This is a genomic window from uncultured Dokdonia sp., assembly GCF_947496725.1.
GTDB lineage: Bacteria > Bacteroidota > Bacteroidia > Flavobacteriales > Flavobacteriaceae > Dokdonia.
In genome coordinates this window covers 396,730-415,016 of record NZ_CANMDS010000004.1, presented here as the reverse complement: position 1 = coordinate 415,016, position 18,287 = coordinate 396,730, and the positions used below count along the sequence as shown (strand labels likewise).

The 18,287-nt window shown below is 39.0% G+C and carries 15 protein-coding genes and 1 pseudogene; 11 read left to right on the top strand and 5 right to left on the bottom strand.

Features of this window, described 5'->3' with window-relative positions; translation table 11 throughout:
* Window positions 1–2,219 (bottom strand): annotated as a pseudogene (locus tag Q0948_RS11300) (iron-regulated protein FrpC); the annotation flags it as partial.
* A gap of 113 nt (window positions 2,220–2,332) precedes the next feature.
* On the bottom strand, window positions 2,333–3,166 hold the full coding sequence (gene folP / locus Q0948_RS11295; RefSeq protein WP_298352522.1) for a dihydropteroate synthase: 834 nt from the start codon (window positions 3,164–3,166) through the stop codon (window positions 2,333–2,335).
* Window positions 3,167–3,457: 291 nt separating this feature from the next.
* Here folP and Q0948_RS11290 point away from each other — a divergent pair, with 291 nt between their 5' ends.
* The 11 genes from Q0948_RS11290 (at window position 3,458) to Q0948_RS11240 (ending at window position 14,541) form a co-directional block, all read left to right on the top strand.
* Window positions 3,458–3,997, top strand: a complete 540-nt coding sequence (locus tag Q0948_RS11290; RefSeq protein WP_035329080.1) for a DUF1599 domain-containing protein — start codon at window positions 3,458–3,460, stop codon at window positions 3,995–3,997.
* A gap of 47 nt (window positions 3,998–4,044) precedes the next feature.
* Window positions 4,045–5,787, top strand: coding sequence for a BT_3928 family protein (locus Q0948_RS11285; RefSeq protein WP_298352517.1), 1,743 nt, complete (start codon window positions 4,045–4,047; stop codon window positions 5,785–5,787).
* 1 nt (window position 5,788) lies between these two features.
* Window positions 5,789–6,865 carry an ABC transporter permease gene (locus Q0948_RS11280; protein WP_298352514.1) on the top strand — a complete coding sequence of 359 codons (1,077 nt, stop codon included), beginning with the start codon at window positions 5,789–5,791 and terminating at the stop codon, window positions 6,863–6,865.
* Window positions 6,866–7,064: 199 nt separating this feature from the next.
* Complete coding sequence (tpiA, locus tag Q0948_RS11275) at window positions 7,065–7,817, top strand: triose-phosphate isomerase (RefSeq protein WP_298352512.1); 753 nt, start codon at window positions 7,065–7,067, stop codon at window positions 7,815–7,817.
* A 106-nt stretch (window positions 7,818–7,923) separates the two neighbouring features.
* Window positions 7,924–8,436: a hypothetical protein gene (locus tag Q0948_RS11270; RefSeq protein WP_298352509.1), complete on the top strand. Its 513-nt coding sequence runs from the start codon at window positions 7,924–7,926 to the stop codon at window positions 8,434–8,436.
* Window positions 8,437–8,438: 2 nt separating this feature from the next.
* Complete coding sequence (locus Q0948_RS11265; protein ID WP_298352507.1) at window positions 8,439–10,043, top strand: S8/S53 family peptidase; 1,605 nt, start codon at window positions 8,439–8,441, stop codon at window positions 10,041–10,043.
* On the top strand, window positions 10,043–10,903 hold the full coding sequence (gene prmA / locus Q0948_RS11260; protein WP_298352504.1) for a 50S ribosomal protein L11 methyltransferase: 861 nt from the start codon (window positions 10,043–10,045) through the stop codon (window positions 10,901–10,903). Before Q0948_RS11265 ends, prmA begins: the two co-directional genes overlap by 1 nt.
* Window positions 10,904–11,000: 97 nt before the next feature.
* Window positions 11,001–11,276, top strand: coding sequence for an ATP-dependent Clp protease adaptor ClpS (locus Q0948_RS11255; RefSeq protein WP_035328087.1), 276 nt, complete (start codon window positions 11,001–11,003; stop codon window positions 11,274–11,276).
* 93 nt (window positions 11,277–11,369) lie between these two features.
* Window positions 11,370–12,560 (top strand): ADP-forming succinate--CoA ligase subunit beta, encoded by a 1,191-nt coding sequence (sucC, locus tag Q0948_RS11250; protein ID WP_035328085.1) that lies wholly within the window; start codon window positions 11,370–11,372, stop codon window positions 12,558–12,560.
* Window positions 12,561–12,903: 343 nt separating this feature from the next.
* On the top strand, window positions 12,904–13,239 hold the full coding sequence (locus Q0948_RS11245; protein WP_298352495.1) for a hypothetical protein: 336 nt from the start codon (window positions 12,904–12,906) through the stop codon (window positions 13,237–13,239).
* A gap of 105 nt (window positions 13,240–13,344) precedes the next feature.
* On the top strand, window positions 13,345–14,541 hold the full coding sequence (locus Q0948_RS11240; RefSeq protein ID WP_298352492.1) for a DUF4105 domain-containing protein: 1,197 nt from the start codon (window positions 13,345–13,347) through the stop codon (window positions 14,539–14,541).
* Between the two features lie 5 nt (window positions 14,542–14,546).
* On the opposite strand, the gene Q0948_RS11235 is transcribed toward Q0948_RS11240, so the two are convergent.
* From Q0948_RS11235 to Q0948_RS11225, 3 genes are read right to left on the bottom strand one after another with little or no spacing between them, the layout of a single operon-like run.
* Entirely contained in the window at window positions 14,547–15,941 is a 1,395-nt protein-coding gene (locus Q0948_RS11235) for a sugar transferase (protein WP_298352489.1), read from the bottom strand.
* Between the two features lie 36 nt (window positions 15,942–15,977).
* Window positions 15,978–16,994, bottom strand: a complete 1,017-nt coding sequence (locus tag Q0948_RS11230) for a glycosyltransferase family 4 protein (RefSeq protein ID WP_298352486.1) — start codon at window positions 16,992–16,994, stop codon at window positions 15,978–15,980.
* Entirely contained in the window at window positions 16,948–18,273 is a 1,326-nt protein-coding gene (locus Q0948_RS11225; RefSeq protein WP_298352483.1) for an O-antigen ligase, read from the bottom strand. The genes Q0948_RS11230 and Q0948_RS11225 overlap by 47 nt, the downstream gene beginning before the upstream one ends.
* Window positions 18,274–18,287: the final 14 nt, after the last annotated feature.

Sequence of the window (18,287 nt, the reverse complement as noted above, 5' to 3'; positions counted from 1 at the left end):
TTAGCAATATCATTCATTGCCGTGTAATTCCCTACATTCTCATAATAAGTAACTAGAATATTAGAATCACCGCCAGTGATCTGAGCATCTTGCTCTGTAAGATCAAATTGTGCAGCATTTGCGATAGGTGAACATTCTTCAAGTGAAGAGATGTTGGGTAGGAAAGTGGGGTTAGGAACAACGGTAAGACGTACGTGCTCTCCAAGACCTACACAACCATTATCTGTGTCTGCTTCAACTCGTACCCAGATATCTTGAACACCTCCAGCACTTGTGTACGTAAGGTTGTTATTATAAGCAGAAGGATCTGCAATAGGATTTACTTCAGATAAAGCTTCTTGTTGTGTTTCATAGTAAGACACGATAACAACTTGCGGAGCAAACGATGCTTCTATAGCTGCTGTTGCTGCAGAAAAATCAAATAAAGCCACTCCATCACTATCTGTATCACACTCCATCTCATCTGCAAATAATGTGCCTGCAGGTATTTGAGAAGCACTAATTATAAGATTTATGGTCCCATCGCGAGAACACCCATTTAAGTTTGTTACCGTAACTCCAATTGCTTCAACAAATGGGTTACTACTATTCATATAAGCAGTAGGGTCTGGGATAGCTGCCCCAGAAGAATCAAAATAAGCAAAGGTTTCATTTGCGGCATTTGTGCTTAACTCGCCTTCTGCTTGGGTTAAATTTATAATGCTTACCCCATTCATATCATCATCACACTGGCGTAGCGTCGCAGGTGAAGTTAATACAGGTAGAGGATTTACTCGTAAATTTACTGGGGTGATAGAAAAACAACCCGTAAAAGCCGTATTCTCAACACGTGCAAAGATTTGATCATTATTTGGAGAACCTACGTTTTCATAAGCAAGTGGTAATGGATTTGCATTTGCAGTCGCATCAGGACCTGTTGCGTGGTAACTCACCACAAATTGCATAGGGTCAAGTCCATTTAAAACATCATCATTAAGTGTAGATAGGTCAAAGGTGGCAATACCATTTGTATCATCACCATCTGCAGCATCATCACAAATCTCATAAAGACCTGGCATTGTTGCTACAGGTAAATCTACAACGTTAATCATAAAGCTTGTAGTCGCTACACACTCAGCCAAGTTTGCATTTTCTACACGCACAAATATCTCATCTGTAGTAGAAGTGTAAGCCGCGGTACCTGTAAGGGCTCCTATTCCTGCCGGACCAGAAGCATCTGCAAGACTTAAGTGAAAAGTCACATCAAACTCATTAGGGTCTTGTCCGTTAAGGATATCTCCTATTTGTATGTCTAGATTAAAAGTAGCCGATCCGTCTGCATCTGTATCACATTCAAAAAGATCTGCTGGTTGCGTTGCTGTAGGTACCGTAAAAAATGTTACTAACGCCTCATCTGTCCCGGTATCACCATTAAAATCTGTTATAGTCACTTGGTAGTTACCAGAAGTCGTTACATCAAGTGTTGCTGTTGTAACTTGTGTACCCGTACCATCTAGTACTGGCATAAAACCTGCGCCCGTATCTACTGCCCAAGCATAACCAGCCGCATCTGGAGATGTCGCATCTAGCGTAACTGTCTCTCCATCACAAACCTCTTGATCTGCTCCTAAAGAAGCATTAACTATTGAGCAATCTGTAGTTCCTGCATTACCGGCAGTAGCATTTGTTTGACTTATAAAAATTTCACCTTGACCTCCATTCGTTGTACCTCCAATACTTGCAGCATAATTAGTTACTAAAAAAACATAAACCTCACCAACCTGCGCATTTGGAATAGTGGCATTCTCAATGGGTGCTGCCGAAAAACTACAATCTAATGGTGATCCTAACATACCACATACGTTAGTGTCATTAAAGGGCCCCCAAATAGCAAAATCCACATCAAGTCCATTTCCTGTAGGAGTTCCGTCGTCTTCTATAGATCCATTTTGAACGATTTCAAACTCAAGCGTTCCCGCTTGGTCTATTTGTAAAAAATACCAAGTTGGATAGGGCGTAGAGCCTAAACAGCCATAATCAATTCCTGATTCTCCAGAAGTAGTACAGTTTGGATTTGTACTACCATTGTAGCAGTTATCAAAGGGCTGAGCTAGCTCTGCCGTACAAAAAGGTACAGCGTCTGCACACGTAGGTCCACCAGGACTAGACTGTGCAAAAACCAATGTATTAAAAAAAGAAAATAGTATGAAAGCTAATGCTAGACGTAGGATTTTCATCATAGAAATGTTTAAGAGGTGAAAAATAGCATTTTTTTGCCAAAATTCTGTTAATCAAAGGCGGTTTTGTGTATCCTAACGGAGATTAATTGCAATTGTTATAAAACCTAATCTTATTAAGACAAGTTAGGTGTCAAAGCATTTGAGAGTGATATCACCTCCATAGCTTCCTTAACATCGTGTACTCGCAGTATACGTGCACCTTTACTTATTGCCACCGTATTAAGAACAGTCGTGCCATTAAGGGCATTATCTGCTGTCACATCTAAAGTTTTATAAATCATAGATTTACGAGAAACACCTGCTAGCACGGGTACTTCAAAAGCCTCAAGCAAGTCAAGGTTATTGAGTAGCTCAAAACTTTGCGCTGTAGTTTTTGCAAAGCCAAAACCAGGGTCTATAACAAGGTCATTAATCTTATGACTTTTTGCCACTGCAACTCGCTCTGAGAAGTAGTACATCACCTCTTTAAGAAAATTATCATAAGTGGTAAGTTGCTTCATAGTTTGAGGCGTCCCTCGCATATGCATCATTATATAAGGCACCTGCAATGCCCCTACAACAGCCATCATATCATCATCCAGCATCCCAGCACTTATATCATTTACAATAGCTGCACCTGCCTCAATTGCTTTTTTTGCTACGCTTGCGCGAAAGGTGTCTATGCTTATCACAATCTCCGGAAAAGTAGTAACTAACTGCCTTACCACCGGTATGAGCCTGCGCTCCTCCTCCTCTACCGAAATATCTGTCGCACCAGGCCTAGAGCTATATGCACCTACATCTATAAACGTAGCGCCATCGCTAAGCATCACCTCAACCTGACTTATGGCAGCATCTATATCACCATACTTTCCTCCATCATAAAAGCTATCTGGTGTGAGATTGAGAATACCCATTACCTTTGGTGTGGTGAGATCTATTAGCTTTCCGTTGCAGTTTATGGTCATTATAGGTTAACGTTGTTTAGATGTAGTTAGGTATTTATATACAGTAGTATCACTTATAAAGTCTCGAGGTATAGACTACCTCTAGTCTCTAGCCCCGATTGCCGTGTAAATCCCACAGCTGGCTGGTGCAACCGCCGCGAGGAATTGCAACAGAAAGCGGGATACTCCCCCAAAAGTACACCATAAATTGTGTGCTTCAAAAAGATAGTACACTTCTCTCTTTATAAGGCAAGGGGTATTTCTTATATTGAAGTTTTTAACCGAAATTTACCAAAAATCAAAAGAAACCCTATGGCCGATACGTCTGCGCAATATGATGCGGTAATCACTCAATGTAGAGATTTGTATATAAAAAAAATGAAGGATTACGGGAGTGCGTGGCGCATACTGCGCTTGCCGTCTCTTACAGATCAGATTTTTATAAAAGCACAACGCATACGTGGCTTACAGCAAAACGAGGTGCAAAAGGTAGATGAGGGACAGCAGTCTGAGTTTATAGGCATTATAAATTACTGTGCGATGGCGCTAGTAAACCTAGAGCGTGGTGTGGTAGAGCAACCCGACCTCGAGCTTGAGGAGGCTGTAAAGGCTTATGACGAGAAAATCGCACTCACAAAACAGTTAATGATGGATAAAAACCACGACTATGGTGAGGCCTGGAGAGATATGCGTGTGAGCAGCCTTACTGATCTTATATTGCAGAAGCTGTTACGTGTAAAACAGATAGAGGATAATAAAGGTAAAACACTGGTGTCTGAGGGGATTGATGCAAATTATCAAGATATGATAAACTATGCGGTGTTTGCAATGATACACTTAGGAGAGGCTTAATATTTATTACTGACTACAGATATATTAAAAACGACCAAAGCTTTTTTATGATGAAGGTACTTACACACATAGCACGCTTTATAGTAGGTGCTTTGTTTATTTTTTCTGGTTTTATAAAACTTAATGACCCGCTTGGGTTCTCATATAAACTTCAAGAATATTTTAGCGCAGAGGTGTTAGGGCTAGAGTTTTTATCTCCTTATGCACTGCTTATCTCCATCATACTGGTTGTAGTAGAGGTGCTACTGGGTATTGCACTGCTCGTAGGTTTTAGAAAGAAAATCACCTTGTGGCTGCTGTTTGCGATGATTGTATTTTTTACATTCCTCACATTTTACTCGGCTTACTTTAATAAGGTGACAGATTGTGGTTGTTTTGGCGATGCGATACCGCTCGTGCCTTGGGAGTCTTTTGCAAAGGATGTGATACTTCTAGTATTGATTCTCTTCTTAATGATTAACCAGAAACACATTAAACCACTCTTCTCAAAACTTATGAATGCATCGCTTGTTTTTGTATCATTTTTAGGATGTATGTTTTTTGGTATGCACGTACTTGAGCACCTACCGTGGCTAGATTTTAGAGCATATAAAGTAGGGTCTAATATTGCAGAGGGTATGGTGGTACCAGAAGGAGCACCAGAGGCGACCTTTGAGTATCAATGGACCTTTCTTGTAGATGGTAAAGAAGAGGTGATCACTACAGATGGAGGGTATCCAGAGGTAGATGGCACATACGTATCTTATGAGGTAGTACAAACAAGCGAGGGATATGAACCACCTGTGCACGACTTTACTATAGAGCGTGACGGCAGGGATTATACAACCACCTATCTTGAAAAAGAAAATCTAATCGTAATCATTGCCTACAATTTACTCAACACAGAACCTCAGGGTTATTACAACATACGTAATATAACAGAAGAGGCTATACGCAAAGGGTATAATGTAATAGGGCTAAGCTCATCTGCCCAAGACGCTGCAGATGCTTTTGTACAAGAAAACAGATTGCCATTTAAGTTTTTCTTTACAGATGAGACGGTACTTAAAACCATTGTACGCGCAAACCCTGGTATTGTGAGTATGCATAAAGGAACCATTCTTCAAAAATTGCATTACAATGATGCAGAAGACCTACGACTTGTACCACAAGAAAATAGTAAACCAGAAATGGACTTTGCTCTCAAGTACGAGCTAGACAGTATTGCATATCTTGACCAGAAGTACCGCAAACTAATGTACCTCTCTGAAGGTCCAGAAAAAATAGCAGAGGCTAAAAAAGCAGGTGTAGCCCCAGAAGAGTTGCAAGGCTTTTTATGGAAACAGCAGGAACTACTAGACAGCATAAATTTACAGCGGGTAGAACGCATACTTACTACCTCTGGTTATCCAGGTAAAAGCATTGTAGGAGAACCTACAAACACCGCAGCCTGGTATGTAGTACAGCATTCTAATAAAATAGACACTTATCTAGACACTATAAAGGAGGCTGGAGCAAAGGGAGAATTACCTATGCGCCTCGTTGCAATGATGGAGGATCGTTATCTCTCACAGCAAGACCTCCCACAAGTATATGGAACGCAAGGCGTAAACTATGGGTCTGGTGATTTTATGTGGCCTGTAAAAAACCCAGAAGAGGTAAATGCAATGCGTGCTCAAGCAGGTTTTACACAAACTATTGAGGAGTATGCACAAGCACTCTTTGGTGAAGGCTTTGAGTATAAAGCAATTTCTATAGAAGATGCGCTTGCTATAAAACAAGGAAAACTCACTCCTAGTGATATAAAATAACTTGGTCAAGCAACTTATATATAAACTAGGCTATGCACTTCTCACCTTATGGGGAGTTGTGACGGTTATCTTCTTTTTATTTACGGTACTACCCGGTGATCCCGCACGTATGATGCTAGATCAAAATGAAGACCCAGAACAACTAGCAAAGGTGCGTGCAAAGTATGGTTTTGATAAGCCTGTAAGTACTCAGTATGGGTATTACCTCAATGACTTATCACCATTATCTTTTCACGCAAGTGATCATACTAACTACACCTCTCTCACTTCTGGAAAGTATAACGCTACTCCCCTATTTACGATAGGTAACACTACTGTAGTATTAAAATATCCATACTTACGAGAAAGCTTTCAGAAAACAGGTAAACCGGTCACTCAGGTTATTGCAGAAACGCTACCTAACACTATTGTACTGGCCGTAAGCGCCATACTTATAGCGATAGTTATTGGGATTATACTCGGTATTATTTCGGCGCAAATGAGGGACACCTGGGTAGATAAGACCATACAAATTGTGAGCACCCTGGGGATGAGTGTCCCTAGTTTTTTTAGTGCTATTTTGTTTGCTTGGCTATTTGGCTATGCATTGCACTCATTTACTAATCTTAATATGACGGGTAGTCTGTATGAGATGGATAATTTTGGCGAAGAGGTACACATACGCTGGAAAAACCTCATATTACCAGCCCTTGTTTTAGGCATACGCCCACTAGCAGTTGTGATACAACTTATGCGCAACTCACTTCTCGAAGTATATAATCAAGAGTACATACGTACCGCCCGTGCAAAAGGGCTTAGCACCTACCAGATTATTAAAAACCACGCTATTAAAAATGCGCTCAACCCTGTTGTAACTGCTATTTCTGGATGGTTTGCATCTATGCTAGCCGGTGCTGTTTTTGTAGAATACATCTTCGGGTGGAACGGACTTGGTAAAGAGATAGTAGACGCGCTCAATACGTTAGATCTCCCTATTATTATGGGAGCTGTACTAGTGATTGCAACCCTATTTGTTATCATTAATATCTTAGTAGACTTTGTATATAAATGGCTAGACCCAAAGGTAAAACTGGGATAATAGAACATTACCTTACGAAAACGGTATCGTGAAAACTACGTTAACCGCACCCCAAACTTCAATTACGGGTGTTATATTTGTTATGATGAGTACGCTTTCGCGAAAGCGTAATAACAACCCTTATTAATCACTTTGATAAGCTCATCTATAATCACATACAACTAACAAGCTACTACCCTAGCGCCGAAAAATATACATAATGAGAAAACACATCGTTGCCGGAAACTGGAAAATGAACAATGACCTTGCTGCCACAGCTGGTCTCATCACAGACTTAAAACGCAAAGTAAATAATGGTGATGCAGAGGTTATTATTGCTCCTACATACATTAATTTACATAGTGCCTTTGAGAGTCTAAGCGATAGTAACATCACAGTAGCCGCACAAAATATGCACCAGGCAAAAAGTGGAGCTTACACTGGTGAGATCTCTGCAGCGATGCTTAAAAGTGTGGGGGTAAATACAGTAATTTTAGGTCATAGCGAGCGTCGTGCTTATTTTAATGAAGGAGATGAGCTTCTTACAGAAAAGGTAAATGCTGCCCTTGAAAACGAGATGCGAGTGATATTTTGTTTTGGAGAAGAGCTAGAAGATCGCAAGGCTGGCAACCAAGAAAAGGTTGTAGAGAGCCAGCTTAAAAACGCACTTTTTCATCTTGATGCTTCGGCTTGGTCTAGTATCGTGCTAGCATATGAGCCAGTATGGGCAATAGGTACGGGAGAGACGGCCTCACCAGAGCAGGCACAAGATATGCACGCGTTTATAAGAAAAACAGTTGCAGAGACCTATAACGAAGAAGTAGGAGAAAATGTAACCATACTTTACGGAGGATCTGTAAAACCTGGTAATGCAAAAGAGATTTTTGGCAAGCCAGACGTAGATGGCGGCCTCATAGGTGGTGCATCGCTTAAGGCAGATGACTTTTTTGAAATTGTAAATGCTTTTGCTTAAAAGCAGCCACATTTTATCATAAATAGGAATGCGCTAGCCATCACGGCTAGCGCATTTTTATTTTATATCAATTGGTATTAGTATTTTAGAGCTAAATCTTATTGTAATGAAAATACTTTCGCTCGCTCTACTTATAATATTAACCACCTCAAGCTGTGCTGCTCAAACTACTAGTGAGACTGCCACAAACCGTGATGGATCACTGGCTCTCTTTAAAAACAAAAAAGAAAGCAACGCCATTTATGTGACTAAAAGTGGCAATATGGGCATAGGCAAAAAGAAGCCTACAGATAAGCTAGAAGTAAACGGACGTATACACGCTCGCTCTGTAAAAGTAGATCTAAAAGAATGGGCAGATACAGTTTTTGAAGACGGGTATGATTTAGCCCGCTTACGCGAAATTGAGAACTACATAAACACAAACGGGCATCTGCCAGAAATACCCTCTACCGAAGAGGTACTTAAAAACGGTATAGAACTAGGTGAGATGAATAGATTACTCCTCAAAAAAGTAGAAGAACTCACACTACACCTCATACGCCAAGAGAAACAAATAGAACAAGCACTAGATAAGGTCGCAACGCTCGAAAAAGAAATAGCTACGATTAAAAAATCATAGGTATGAAGCGGCTAGTCATCATCATACTTATTGCTTTCTCTTACACCATTACGGCACAAGAGGACAGATTTTATATAAGAACTGTTTCAAATGCTATAGAAATACCTACACAAACGCAAGACTCTGTTGTTACGTATACAGGAGATGACTTGCGTTTAAAAACGCTTTTTGAAAAACACGACGTAAAGATCTTTAGAAGAGGGTTTAAATACGCTACTCGTGATAAGCTCAAGCGCACCTTCTTTGCTATTGCCACTACACCTGCCTTTCAGAAAGAGTTAAAAATGATTGCTCCAGATATATTTGAGTTTTCCGAAAGCATTACCGCTCAAAAACTACAAATCTATGAGCCTAATGATTATGGAGTAACAAGTACTACAGGGCAAAATCTGGGCTCATCTTTATTATTTGACTACTATGACTTTATGGGAGTACCCCAAGCCTGGTATTACACAACGGGTTCTCCAGATGTGCACATTGGTATTTCTGATGGATATGTAGATCCAGAAGATCCAGAGTTTGCTGGTAAACTTACAATGGTAAAAAAAAGCAGCCTCTCTAGTGGTCACGGTTATAATATTGCCGCAATTGCAGCTGCTCAAGGTGATAATGCCTATGCTGGTGCAGGTGTATGTTATGATTGTAGTATAAAAACCACAACTTATGGAGATTTTAAAGAGTTTAATCAACTACTAGAACTTGCGAGAAGCGGCGTGAAAGTAATAAACTGCAGCTGGGGAAGTCGCACTTATTACGAGACTGCTCAAGAGGCAATTAATGAGATGCGAGATCTAGGGACCATCATTATATCTGTACCCCATAATGCACCTTATAGCAAAACCAACGGAACACAATTAAGATACCCAGGAGCCTATGAGCACGTACTTTCTGTGGGTAGTGTGCAACATAAATATGATACTATAGAAGATGGTCTCAATATAGAAGAAAAGAATGGTAAATATTATGCCGAAAAACAACAGTATCACCTCTCCCGCACAGGAGGATTTGCAAATAATGACCCAAAAGACAACTATAGACTGTATTTAAGCTCAACAAATAATCTTGACGCTACAGTAGATATTGTGGCACCGGGTAATGACATCTTTCAGTATTACAAGTTTCAAAAAAATGGAGAGATTGCTTACAATCCATATCAAGCTACCTCACCCGCAGCACCACTAGTAACCGGCACTATAGGTCTTATGCTCTCTGTAAACAATGACTTATCTGTAGATGAGATGAGTAGTATTATAAAACTCTCTGCTACAAACATAGATCACATTAAGGCTAACGAGCCGCTACGTGGCCTCTATGGCGCAGGGTCTTTACACACTGGCAGAGCAGTAAAAATGACACACGAGATGCTGCAACCAGACAGCTATACGCTTTTAGAAAATCAAAACTTTACAAGATGGAATTTTAGCTTACGAGCTCCTTATAAAGTACTTATAAGAAATGAGCAATTTAGAGAAGCTGCCCGAGTACATTTTACTGCAAAAGAAGAGATTCTCATCGATACAGAAACCGTATTTTTGCCCGATGTAAATGGATCTATACTTCTCACCATAGACCCAGAAGTAACATACAACTTACAAAAAAACAACTAATGACTCCCATCTACCTAGGCTACACATTTACTATAGAACCACGCGACCCTGCTACAGAAATTCTCATTGCAGAGCTAGGCTACGCAGGTTTTGAAAGCTTTACAGAGACCTCTACCGGTGTAATTGCATACATACAGAAGCAAGAGGCGTTTCCAGAAGGTGAGGTACACTTTGACCAACTACTCAATGATATACAGATTTTAAATTCTCAAGAATTTAAAATCACATATACTGCAGAAGAGATAGAGCAAGTAAACTGGAATGAGGAGTGGGAAAAGAATTTTGAACCTATAGAAGTAGATGGTAAGTGTGCCGTGAGAGCGCCCTTTCACAAAAAAACAGACGTAGCCTTTGATATCGTAATAGAGCCAAAAATGTCTTTTGGGACCGGCCATCACGAGACTACACATATGATGATCAAGCACCTCCTTAAACTTGATGTTACAGGTAAGAAAACACTAGATATGGGATGTGGCACAGGCGTGCTTGCTATACTTGCAGAGATGCGTGGCGCACAACCTATAGATGCTATAGATATAGACAACTGGTGCTACCTTAACACTATAGAAAATGTGGAACGTAACAACTGTAAACACATCACCACTTATGAAGGAGAAGCCTCTTTACTTAGTGACAAAAATTACGACATCATCATCGCAAATATAAATCGCAACATACTACTAAGTGACATCCCTACCTATGCTAGCTGTCTTCCCGAAGATGGAATTTTATTATTAAGTGGATTTTATACAGAAGATATCCCGCTTATTTCTGAAAAATGCAATGAACACGGACTTTATTTCGTTAGTAACTACGAGCGCAATAATTGGGTCGCTTGTAAGTTTGAGAAGCGAGGCTAGACACAGTTAGAGAGTTGATAATATTATGTTAGAATTACGCTTTCGCGAAAGCGTAAACCCACAAAATTTGTAAATTTGTAGCAAAAATCTTAATGATATGAGCAATCAAGAAAAATATCAAGAAGAACTAGACATCTTAACCGAAGAATCACCGGCACACGAGATTATACTCTATAATGATGATGTAAATACCTTTGATCACGTGATCAATACACTCATCTATGCTTGTGATCACGAAGAAAATCAGGCACACCAGTGTGCACTACTGGTACATTATAAAGGGAAATGCTCTGTAAAGTCTGGCGATTACAAAGATTTAGAGCCTCGTTGTTCTAAACTTTTACAAGCGGGACTCAGTGCAGAAATTGTATAAAATCATTCCTCAGAATTAATCACAAAAACTATTGCGCTCCCGTAGCGCATTTGTTATTTTTGCGAGGCAAATTAAGCATCTTAAACGAAGATTATGAATCTACACGAATATCAAGGAAAAGAGATATTAAATAGTTTTGGCGTACGTATCCAACGCGGTTATGTAGCACAGACTCCAGATGAAGCTGTTGCAGCTGCCAAAAAACTTACAGAAGAAACCGGTACTGGATGGCACGTAATCAAAGCCCAAGTACACGCAGGTGGACGCGGTAAAGGTGGCGGTGTAAAACTCGCAAAAAGTCTTGATGAAGTAAAAACAATCGCAGACCAGATTATAGGGATGGATCTTGTAACACCTCAGACTAGCGCTGAAGGTAAGAGAGTACACCAAGTACTTGTTGCAGAGGATGTATACTACCCAGGTGACAGCGAGCCAGAAGAATATTATATGTCTGTACTTCTTAACAGAGGGACAGGTCGCAATATGATTATGTACTCTACAGAAGGTGGGATGGATATTGAGACGGTAGCAGAGGAGACTCCGCACCTTATCTTTCACGAAGAGATAGATCCTGCAACAGGATTACTTCCTTTCCAAGCACGTAAAATCGCTTTTAACCTTGGGTTAAGTGGTGCTGCTTTTAAGGATATGACAAAGTTTGTTGCTGCTCTTTATAAAGCATACACAGATTCTGACAGTTCACTTTTTGAGATCAACCCTGTTCTTAAAACAAGTGACGATAAGATTATGGCAGTAGATGCTAAGGTATCACTAGATGATAACGCATTATACCGTCGTAAAGATTATGCAGCTATGCGTGACAAGCGTGAGGAAAACCAAGTAGAGGTTGAAGCTGGTGAGAAAGGACTTAACTATGTAGACCTAGACGGAAACGTAGGGTGTATGGTAAATGGTGCTGGACTTGCGATGGCAACTATGGACCTTATCAAACAATCTGGTGGTGAGCCTGCAAACTTTCTTGACGTAGGAGGTACTGCAGATGCTGAGCGTGTTGAAGCTGCTTTCCAATTAATACTTAAAGATCCAGCTGTAAAGGCAATCTTAGTAAACATTTTTGGAGGAATTGTACGTTGTGACCGTGTGGCACAAGGTATTATCGATGCATATAAAAATATGGGAACTATAAACGTGCCTATCATTGTACGTTTACAAGGTACTAATGCAGATATTGCAAAGAAACTTATAGATGATTCTGGACTTGACGTTCAATCTGCTATCGAGTTTAAAGAAGCTGCAGATAAAGTTCAGGCTGTACTAGCTTAAGACTTACATTATATAAACGTGAGTTATCACGTTGCAAAATCCCGCTTTTATAGAGCGGGATTTTTTTGTTTTGGTAACATTGCACTATATGTAATAAAATCTCATAATTGGTATCTATTCGGTCATAAAAATTGCTTAATTAAGGTGACATAAATAAGGTTTTTAAAGATTACTTAGGGTGTGTTCTATGACGCTTTCGCGAAAGCGTTATTTGAAAATCAACACAACGTTAACGACTGTAAATGAGGGTTAAAGAACAGTTAAGCTTCAAGTCGAGGTGTCACATATAGAAAAAATAGCCGTCTCTTTGTTATAGAATTAATCAAAAAAACAAAAACCTATTATGAAAAAAGTAAACCTATTAGTACTTGTAGCCTTATTATCAATAAGCACAGTATTTGCAACCGAAACTGAACCAACGTCTGACGAGAAAGGAAAGACTGTAACTCAACAAGTGGCAACTCTATTAAGCGAGCCAGGATTTGAGGTAAAAAAAGATCTTACTGCACAAGTTACCTTGATGGTAAACAAAGCAAATGAGGTAGTTGTTATAGATGTAGACACTAAAGAAGAATATGTAGCTGCTTTTATTAAGTCACGCCTTAATTATGAAAAACTAGACACTCAAACTGTAGGAACTCAATTTACAGTGCCTGTACGTATCGTACCGGGAGTATAAAACTCTTTAATATTGTAAAGCCAGACATAGTCTGGCTTTTTTTATGGATTTAAGTTACTAGATAGGCTTTGCTCCTTAATCGTATCTCAACTATCTTTACCATCTATGAAAAAGGCACTACTCCTACTTTTACTAGCTTGTTCTTTTATAAGTGAAGCACAGCAACGGTTTCCCACACTCTCTACAGAGGCAAGTATCGAGCTCATAACTATAGGACCTGGTCCAGAACTTTATGATGCCTTTGGGCACACTTCTGTGCGTGTTAAAGATGTGCCTAACAAGATAGACCTGGTTTTTAATTATGGTGTTTTTGACTTTGATACGCCTAATTTTTACTTAAAATTTGCTAGAGGAAAACTACTTTACAAGCTAGCTGCCGCTCCTTATAAAAATTTTGAGTACAGCTATAAAGCACAACAGCGCTGGATAAAATCACAAGAGCTCAATCTAAATCAGCAAGAAAAGCAAGGTGCCTATGAGTTTTTACTCAATAATTTAAGTGAGACTAATCGCTACTATAAATATGATTTCTTTTATGACAACTGTGCAACACGACCTTATTATGCCGTTGCATCTTCTGTAGAAGGGTCTCTTGCATTACAACATACGGGTATAGATACAACGCTCACTCATAGAGATCTTATAAGACAGTATGTACCCTGGAACAGCTGGGGAAGTTTAGGAATAGATGTAGCTCTAGGATCTGTGATAGATCGTGTTGCCACGCCAGAGGAGCATTTATTTTTACCTAACGAGCTTATGGCTTCTTTTAAAACAGCCCAAGTAACTAGTGGAAATAGTTCAAAAGCACTGGTTAAAAACTCTCAGACTATATTTGAACCTAGTTTTATACACTCTTATGGAGTACCTTTTTATGTAAGCCCACTATTTATACTAGGACTCATTGCTTTATTTATCATTTACAAGACCTATAAAGACTTTAAAGGTGGTAATGGAATAGGGTGGCTAGATACTACTCTTCTACTTTTTACGGGTGTTACGGGTATGCTAGTGGCTTTTTTGTGGTTTGGGACAGATCATATTGCTACCGCTTGGAATTATAATATTCTCTGGGCATTTCCTTTTCACATACTTGCGGCATTTGCCGTTAAGAAGGTGCAACCTGCAAGATGGATTTATCCTTATATGAAACTAGCAGTTATATTAATGTGTTTACTATTTGCTCACTGGGCGATAGGAGTACAGAGTTATGCTCCCTCATTGTTGCCGCTTCTTATAGCAATAACTGTAAGGTATATTTATATATTGAGAAATATAAAACTTACACGCATAGAAGCATAGTTTTATTATTGCCCTCTAAAATTGATTACCGTACTTATAGTCTTAAGGATAATACTCAAATCCATAAAAAGGTTACGGTGCTTGATATAATATAAATCATATTGCAACTTTTCTAGTGCCCCTTCTTCAGAAGTGGTGTAACTTCCCATTACTTGTGCCCAGCCAGTGAGACCAGGTTTTACAATATGCCTTGTCTCATAAAAAGGAATTTCTTTAGATAATTCTTTCACAAATACTGGACGCTCTGGTCGAGGTCCTATCACGCTCATCTCTCCTAAAATTACATTGAAAAATTGAGGAATCTCATCTACTCTACTCATTCTTAAAAACCTCCCAAAGCTGGTGATACGACTATCACCTTTCTGGGCATAGGCAGCTCCATCTTTTTCGGCATTAACAATCATTGTGCGTAGCTTGATAATTTTAAAAGGTTTACCATTATGCCCTACTCGCGTTTGTGTATAAAAAAGTGGCCCCCTATTACCTATTAAATTACCTAACCAAATAAATGGAGCAAAGACTACAAAGAAGCTTATACCAATAATGCCTAGTAAAAGATCAAACACCCTATGTATAAGTCTATAAAACTTATTTTGATTACTTCTGCTAAAAGGAAAGTAGCGATAAAAATCTTTGTCTACGTGTTGAACAGGTACCCGCTGCACAATCTCCTCATAAACCTGCATATACTCCCTTATAGGGAATCCTTTTTCTAAAAGAAGTATGAGCTCGTTGTATAACGGTAGGGTAATACCATCTGAGTAGCTGCTTGCAACAATAATCTCTGAGATACCATTATCACTTATAGTTTGTAATAAGCCTTCTGGCGGGTAACGCTTAGCATCTGTTGCAATTACTTCTTCTATAGACATAGGTTCTGTATTTACATAACCCGCTATTTTATAATTAGGATCTGCACTTTCTAAATTTTTGATTATTGTGGTAATATTAAAAGAGTCTCCTACTACAATGGCTTTTTTGTAAAATCTAGGAGCGGCAATAACAGTGATATATAACCATCTCCAGAGACTTATACCTACAACCATAGCCAAGAAGAAAAATACAATCTGTAATCTGTTTTCTGGCAAAATAGGTGTGTAAAAAGGGGTTAGTAAATAAAACAATACGGTAACAGATACTGTAAGAATAACATTCTTAAGCATTGTTTGAAATTTTACTGTTTTGGGTAAGAAGTATAGTTCAAAAACAGTCCCAAAAATAGAGAGGTACGCAATGAGCACAATAATAGCTACACGATTCTCACTATTAAGTTCTAGGTAGTCAAACTGGAGAAAAATTTGTGTAAGATATAACGCGCCCAGCACCGCTATAATATCAAAAATACGCAACAAAACTTTACGTTCTGAAACGTCAAAATGTATATCTGGCAAACGCGACATTAGAGGGTTGGTTAGTACGGTAAATATATCACAAAATTAGCAGAGCACTTGATGCCACTTACTTTTTACGTTTTGCCAGGCAAAAGAGTTTGCCTTCTCACGCGCATTTTTTGTGATATCTATAGAGTCTTGATTACTAGAAATCACACTAAGTACTTTTGAAACAAATAGTTGAACATCTCCAGCAGGAGTAAGACATCCATCTTCACCATCGCTTATAAGATATGGGAGACCTCCCACATTTGTAGATATTACTATTAATCCTAATGCCATTGCTTCAACTACACTTAGCGGCATATTATCAAAATTTGTGGTATTTATAAAGATATCGTGTTTTATGCTCTCTTTAATCCACTCCTTTTTTGATAATTTTCCAGTAAAAGTCACGGGTAAATTATTAGTTCTAGCATACTCTTTACAGCTTTGCAAACTCCCATCCTTTTCTGGCCCTACCATCGTGAGCGTAGCATCCGGATGATGAGTGAGAAGTTGTTCTAAAACTTTAATCGCCATTAAAGGATTATATATTTTGGCAAATGATCGCACCCAGAGTAACTTGGGTTTAACGTTCTCCCTCTCTGTAAACGGGTACTTTTCTATCTCAAGTGTATTAGGAATGTGTATGAGGTTTGAGAATCCCGCTTTCGCGAAAGCGCTATACAAATAACCACTAGGCGCAACATTTATTTTTGCATTACCAAAAAGTGCTTTACATATTTGTGGTTTATTTTCTAGCCGCTCTGGCAAATTACCACCGTGTAAGATGGGAATATAAGGGATGTTACTCTTGCTACAAAGCCTCCCTATGATCACTGCATACCAGAAGTTAAACGTGCTGTAGGTATCAATTAGAACGACATCTACAGTGTCCCTTACCTTGTAAAATGTAGCAATCATATCCAGCAACCTGAGAAGTTTATTAGGCTTTTGAGATGTAATTATTACGTCATAGCCCTCCTGCTCGAGCAGCGGGCTCAAGGTTTCTATAGTAGTAAGTGTTTTACCACTAGCGGAGAGCGCGTTTCCTACGTACAGGAGTTTTCTTGTTTTCATTTACAATATTTAATAGGCACAAAGCATAAATAAAACCTGGTGCCGCAATACGCATTGAAGAGTGGTTTATAGTTAAAAACCAAAACAACAGCGCAGAAAAAAACAAATAGTTACGCCTGTTTTTGGATCTAAAAACTAATGGATAAATGATTAAAATGCCAAGTATTACTAAACCTAAGATACCGTGCTCTGATAATAGTCTACTTATCTCATTGTGAGAGGCAACTCCAACAATGTTTTCATTACCTCTTAACTCTTTTACCTTTCCTGCACCAACTCCTACAAGCGGATTATTATAAAATGCAGATATCTCTGTCTCTAGTAACTCTGCTCTACCTGTTGTGATATCACTCTTAAGTCTACCCGCTGCATCTCTATTTGTATATCGTTTATTTATAAGTCCATTGGTTTGAAAGGAGCTATACAATGAAGCCCCTACTACAACACCACCCAGTAAGATGAGATAGGTTATCATCTTCCTTCTAACTTTTCCTTTGGATCCAGCAAAATAGATTATTAAAAAAGCACCACTACAGACTAAACCTGTGATAACCCCACCACGCGAAAAAGTAATTATACCCTTATAAAGCAAAAAGCCTATTAAGGCCAGATGAACGAATAACAGCACTTTATTCTTACTATTAACAATTAATTGTACTAGAGCCATAAACATACCTAAACCTAGTACGGTAGATACTTGATTAGGTCCAAAACCACCGGTAGCCGCATAATTTGCTCCGGTACTGCGTAAAGTCTCCCTCAGATCTGGAGTTCCAAGAGTTATATAAATAGACATTGCGACTATGGGTAATAGAATCCATTTTGTAAGATTAGATAGCTGGCGATACGTTATTCTTCTATCTATACAATATAATGCAGATATTCCTAAACATACGGGACCGCTAAGGTTAAAGAAAACGGCTTTCTTCACATCTGTCCCTAAATCAAGTGTTATTGAAGCTACAAGCACGCTAGGTAATAGCAAGAATATATATATCCAATAAACACCAGATTTTCGGCTAGCACCGCTCAAAAAGAGCCCAATTAACATAAATGAAATTACAGAATACTTTCCCGCCTCATAGATAGGGACGGCATTACTCATTCTAAAAAAAACCTCTGCGCCTGCTATGTAAGCCGCCCCCATAAGGGCTTCATTATTTTTATTCCCAGTCCTTAAAATCTGGATTATAAAATAAGCTACAACACCAAGAAAATAAACAATTGCAAATGGCTTTACAAAGTACACCAAAACCCCAATGATAATATGAATTATCAAAAAGACTGTATATG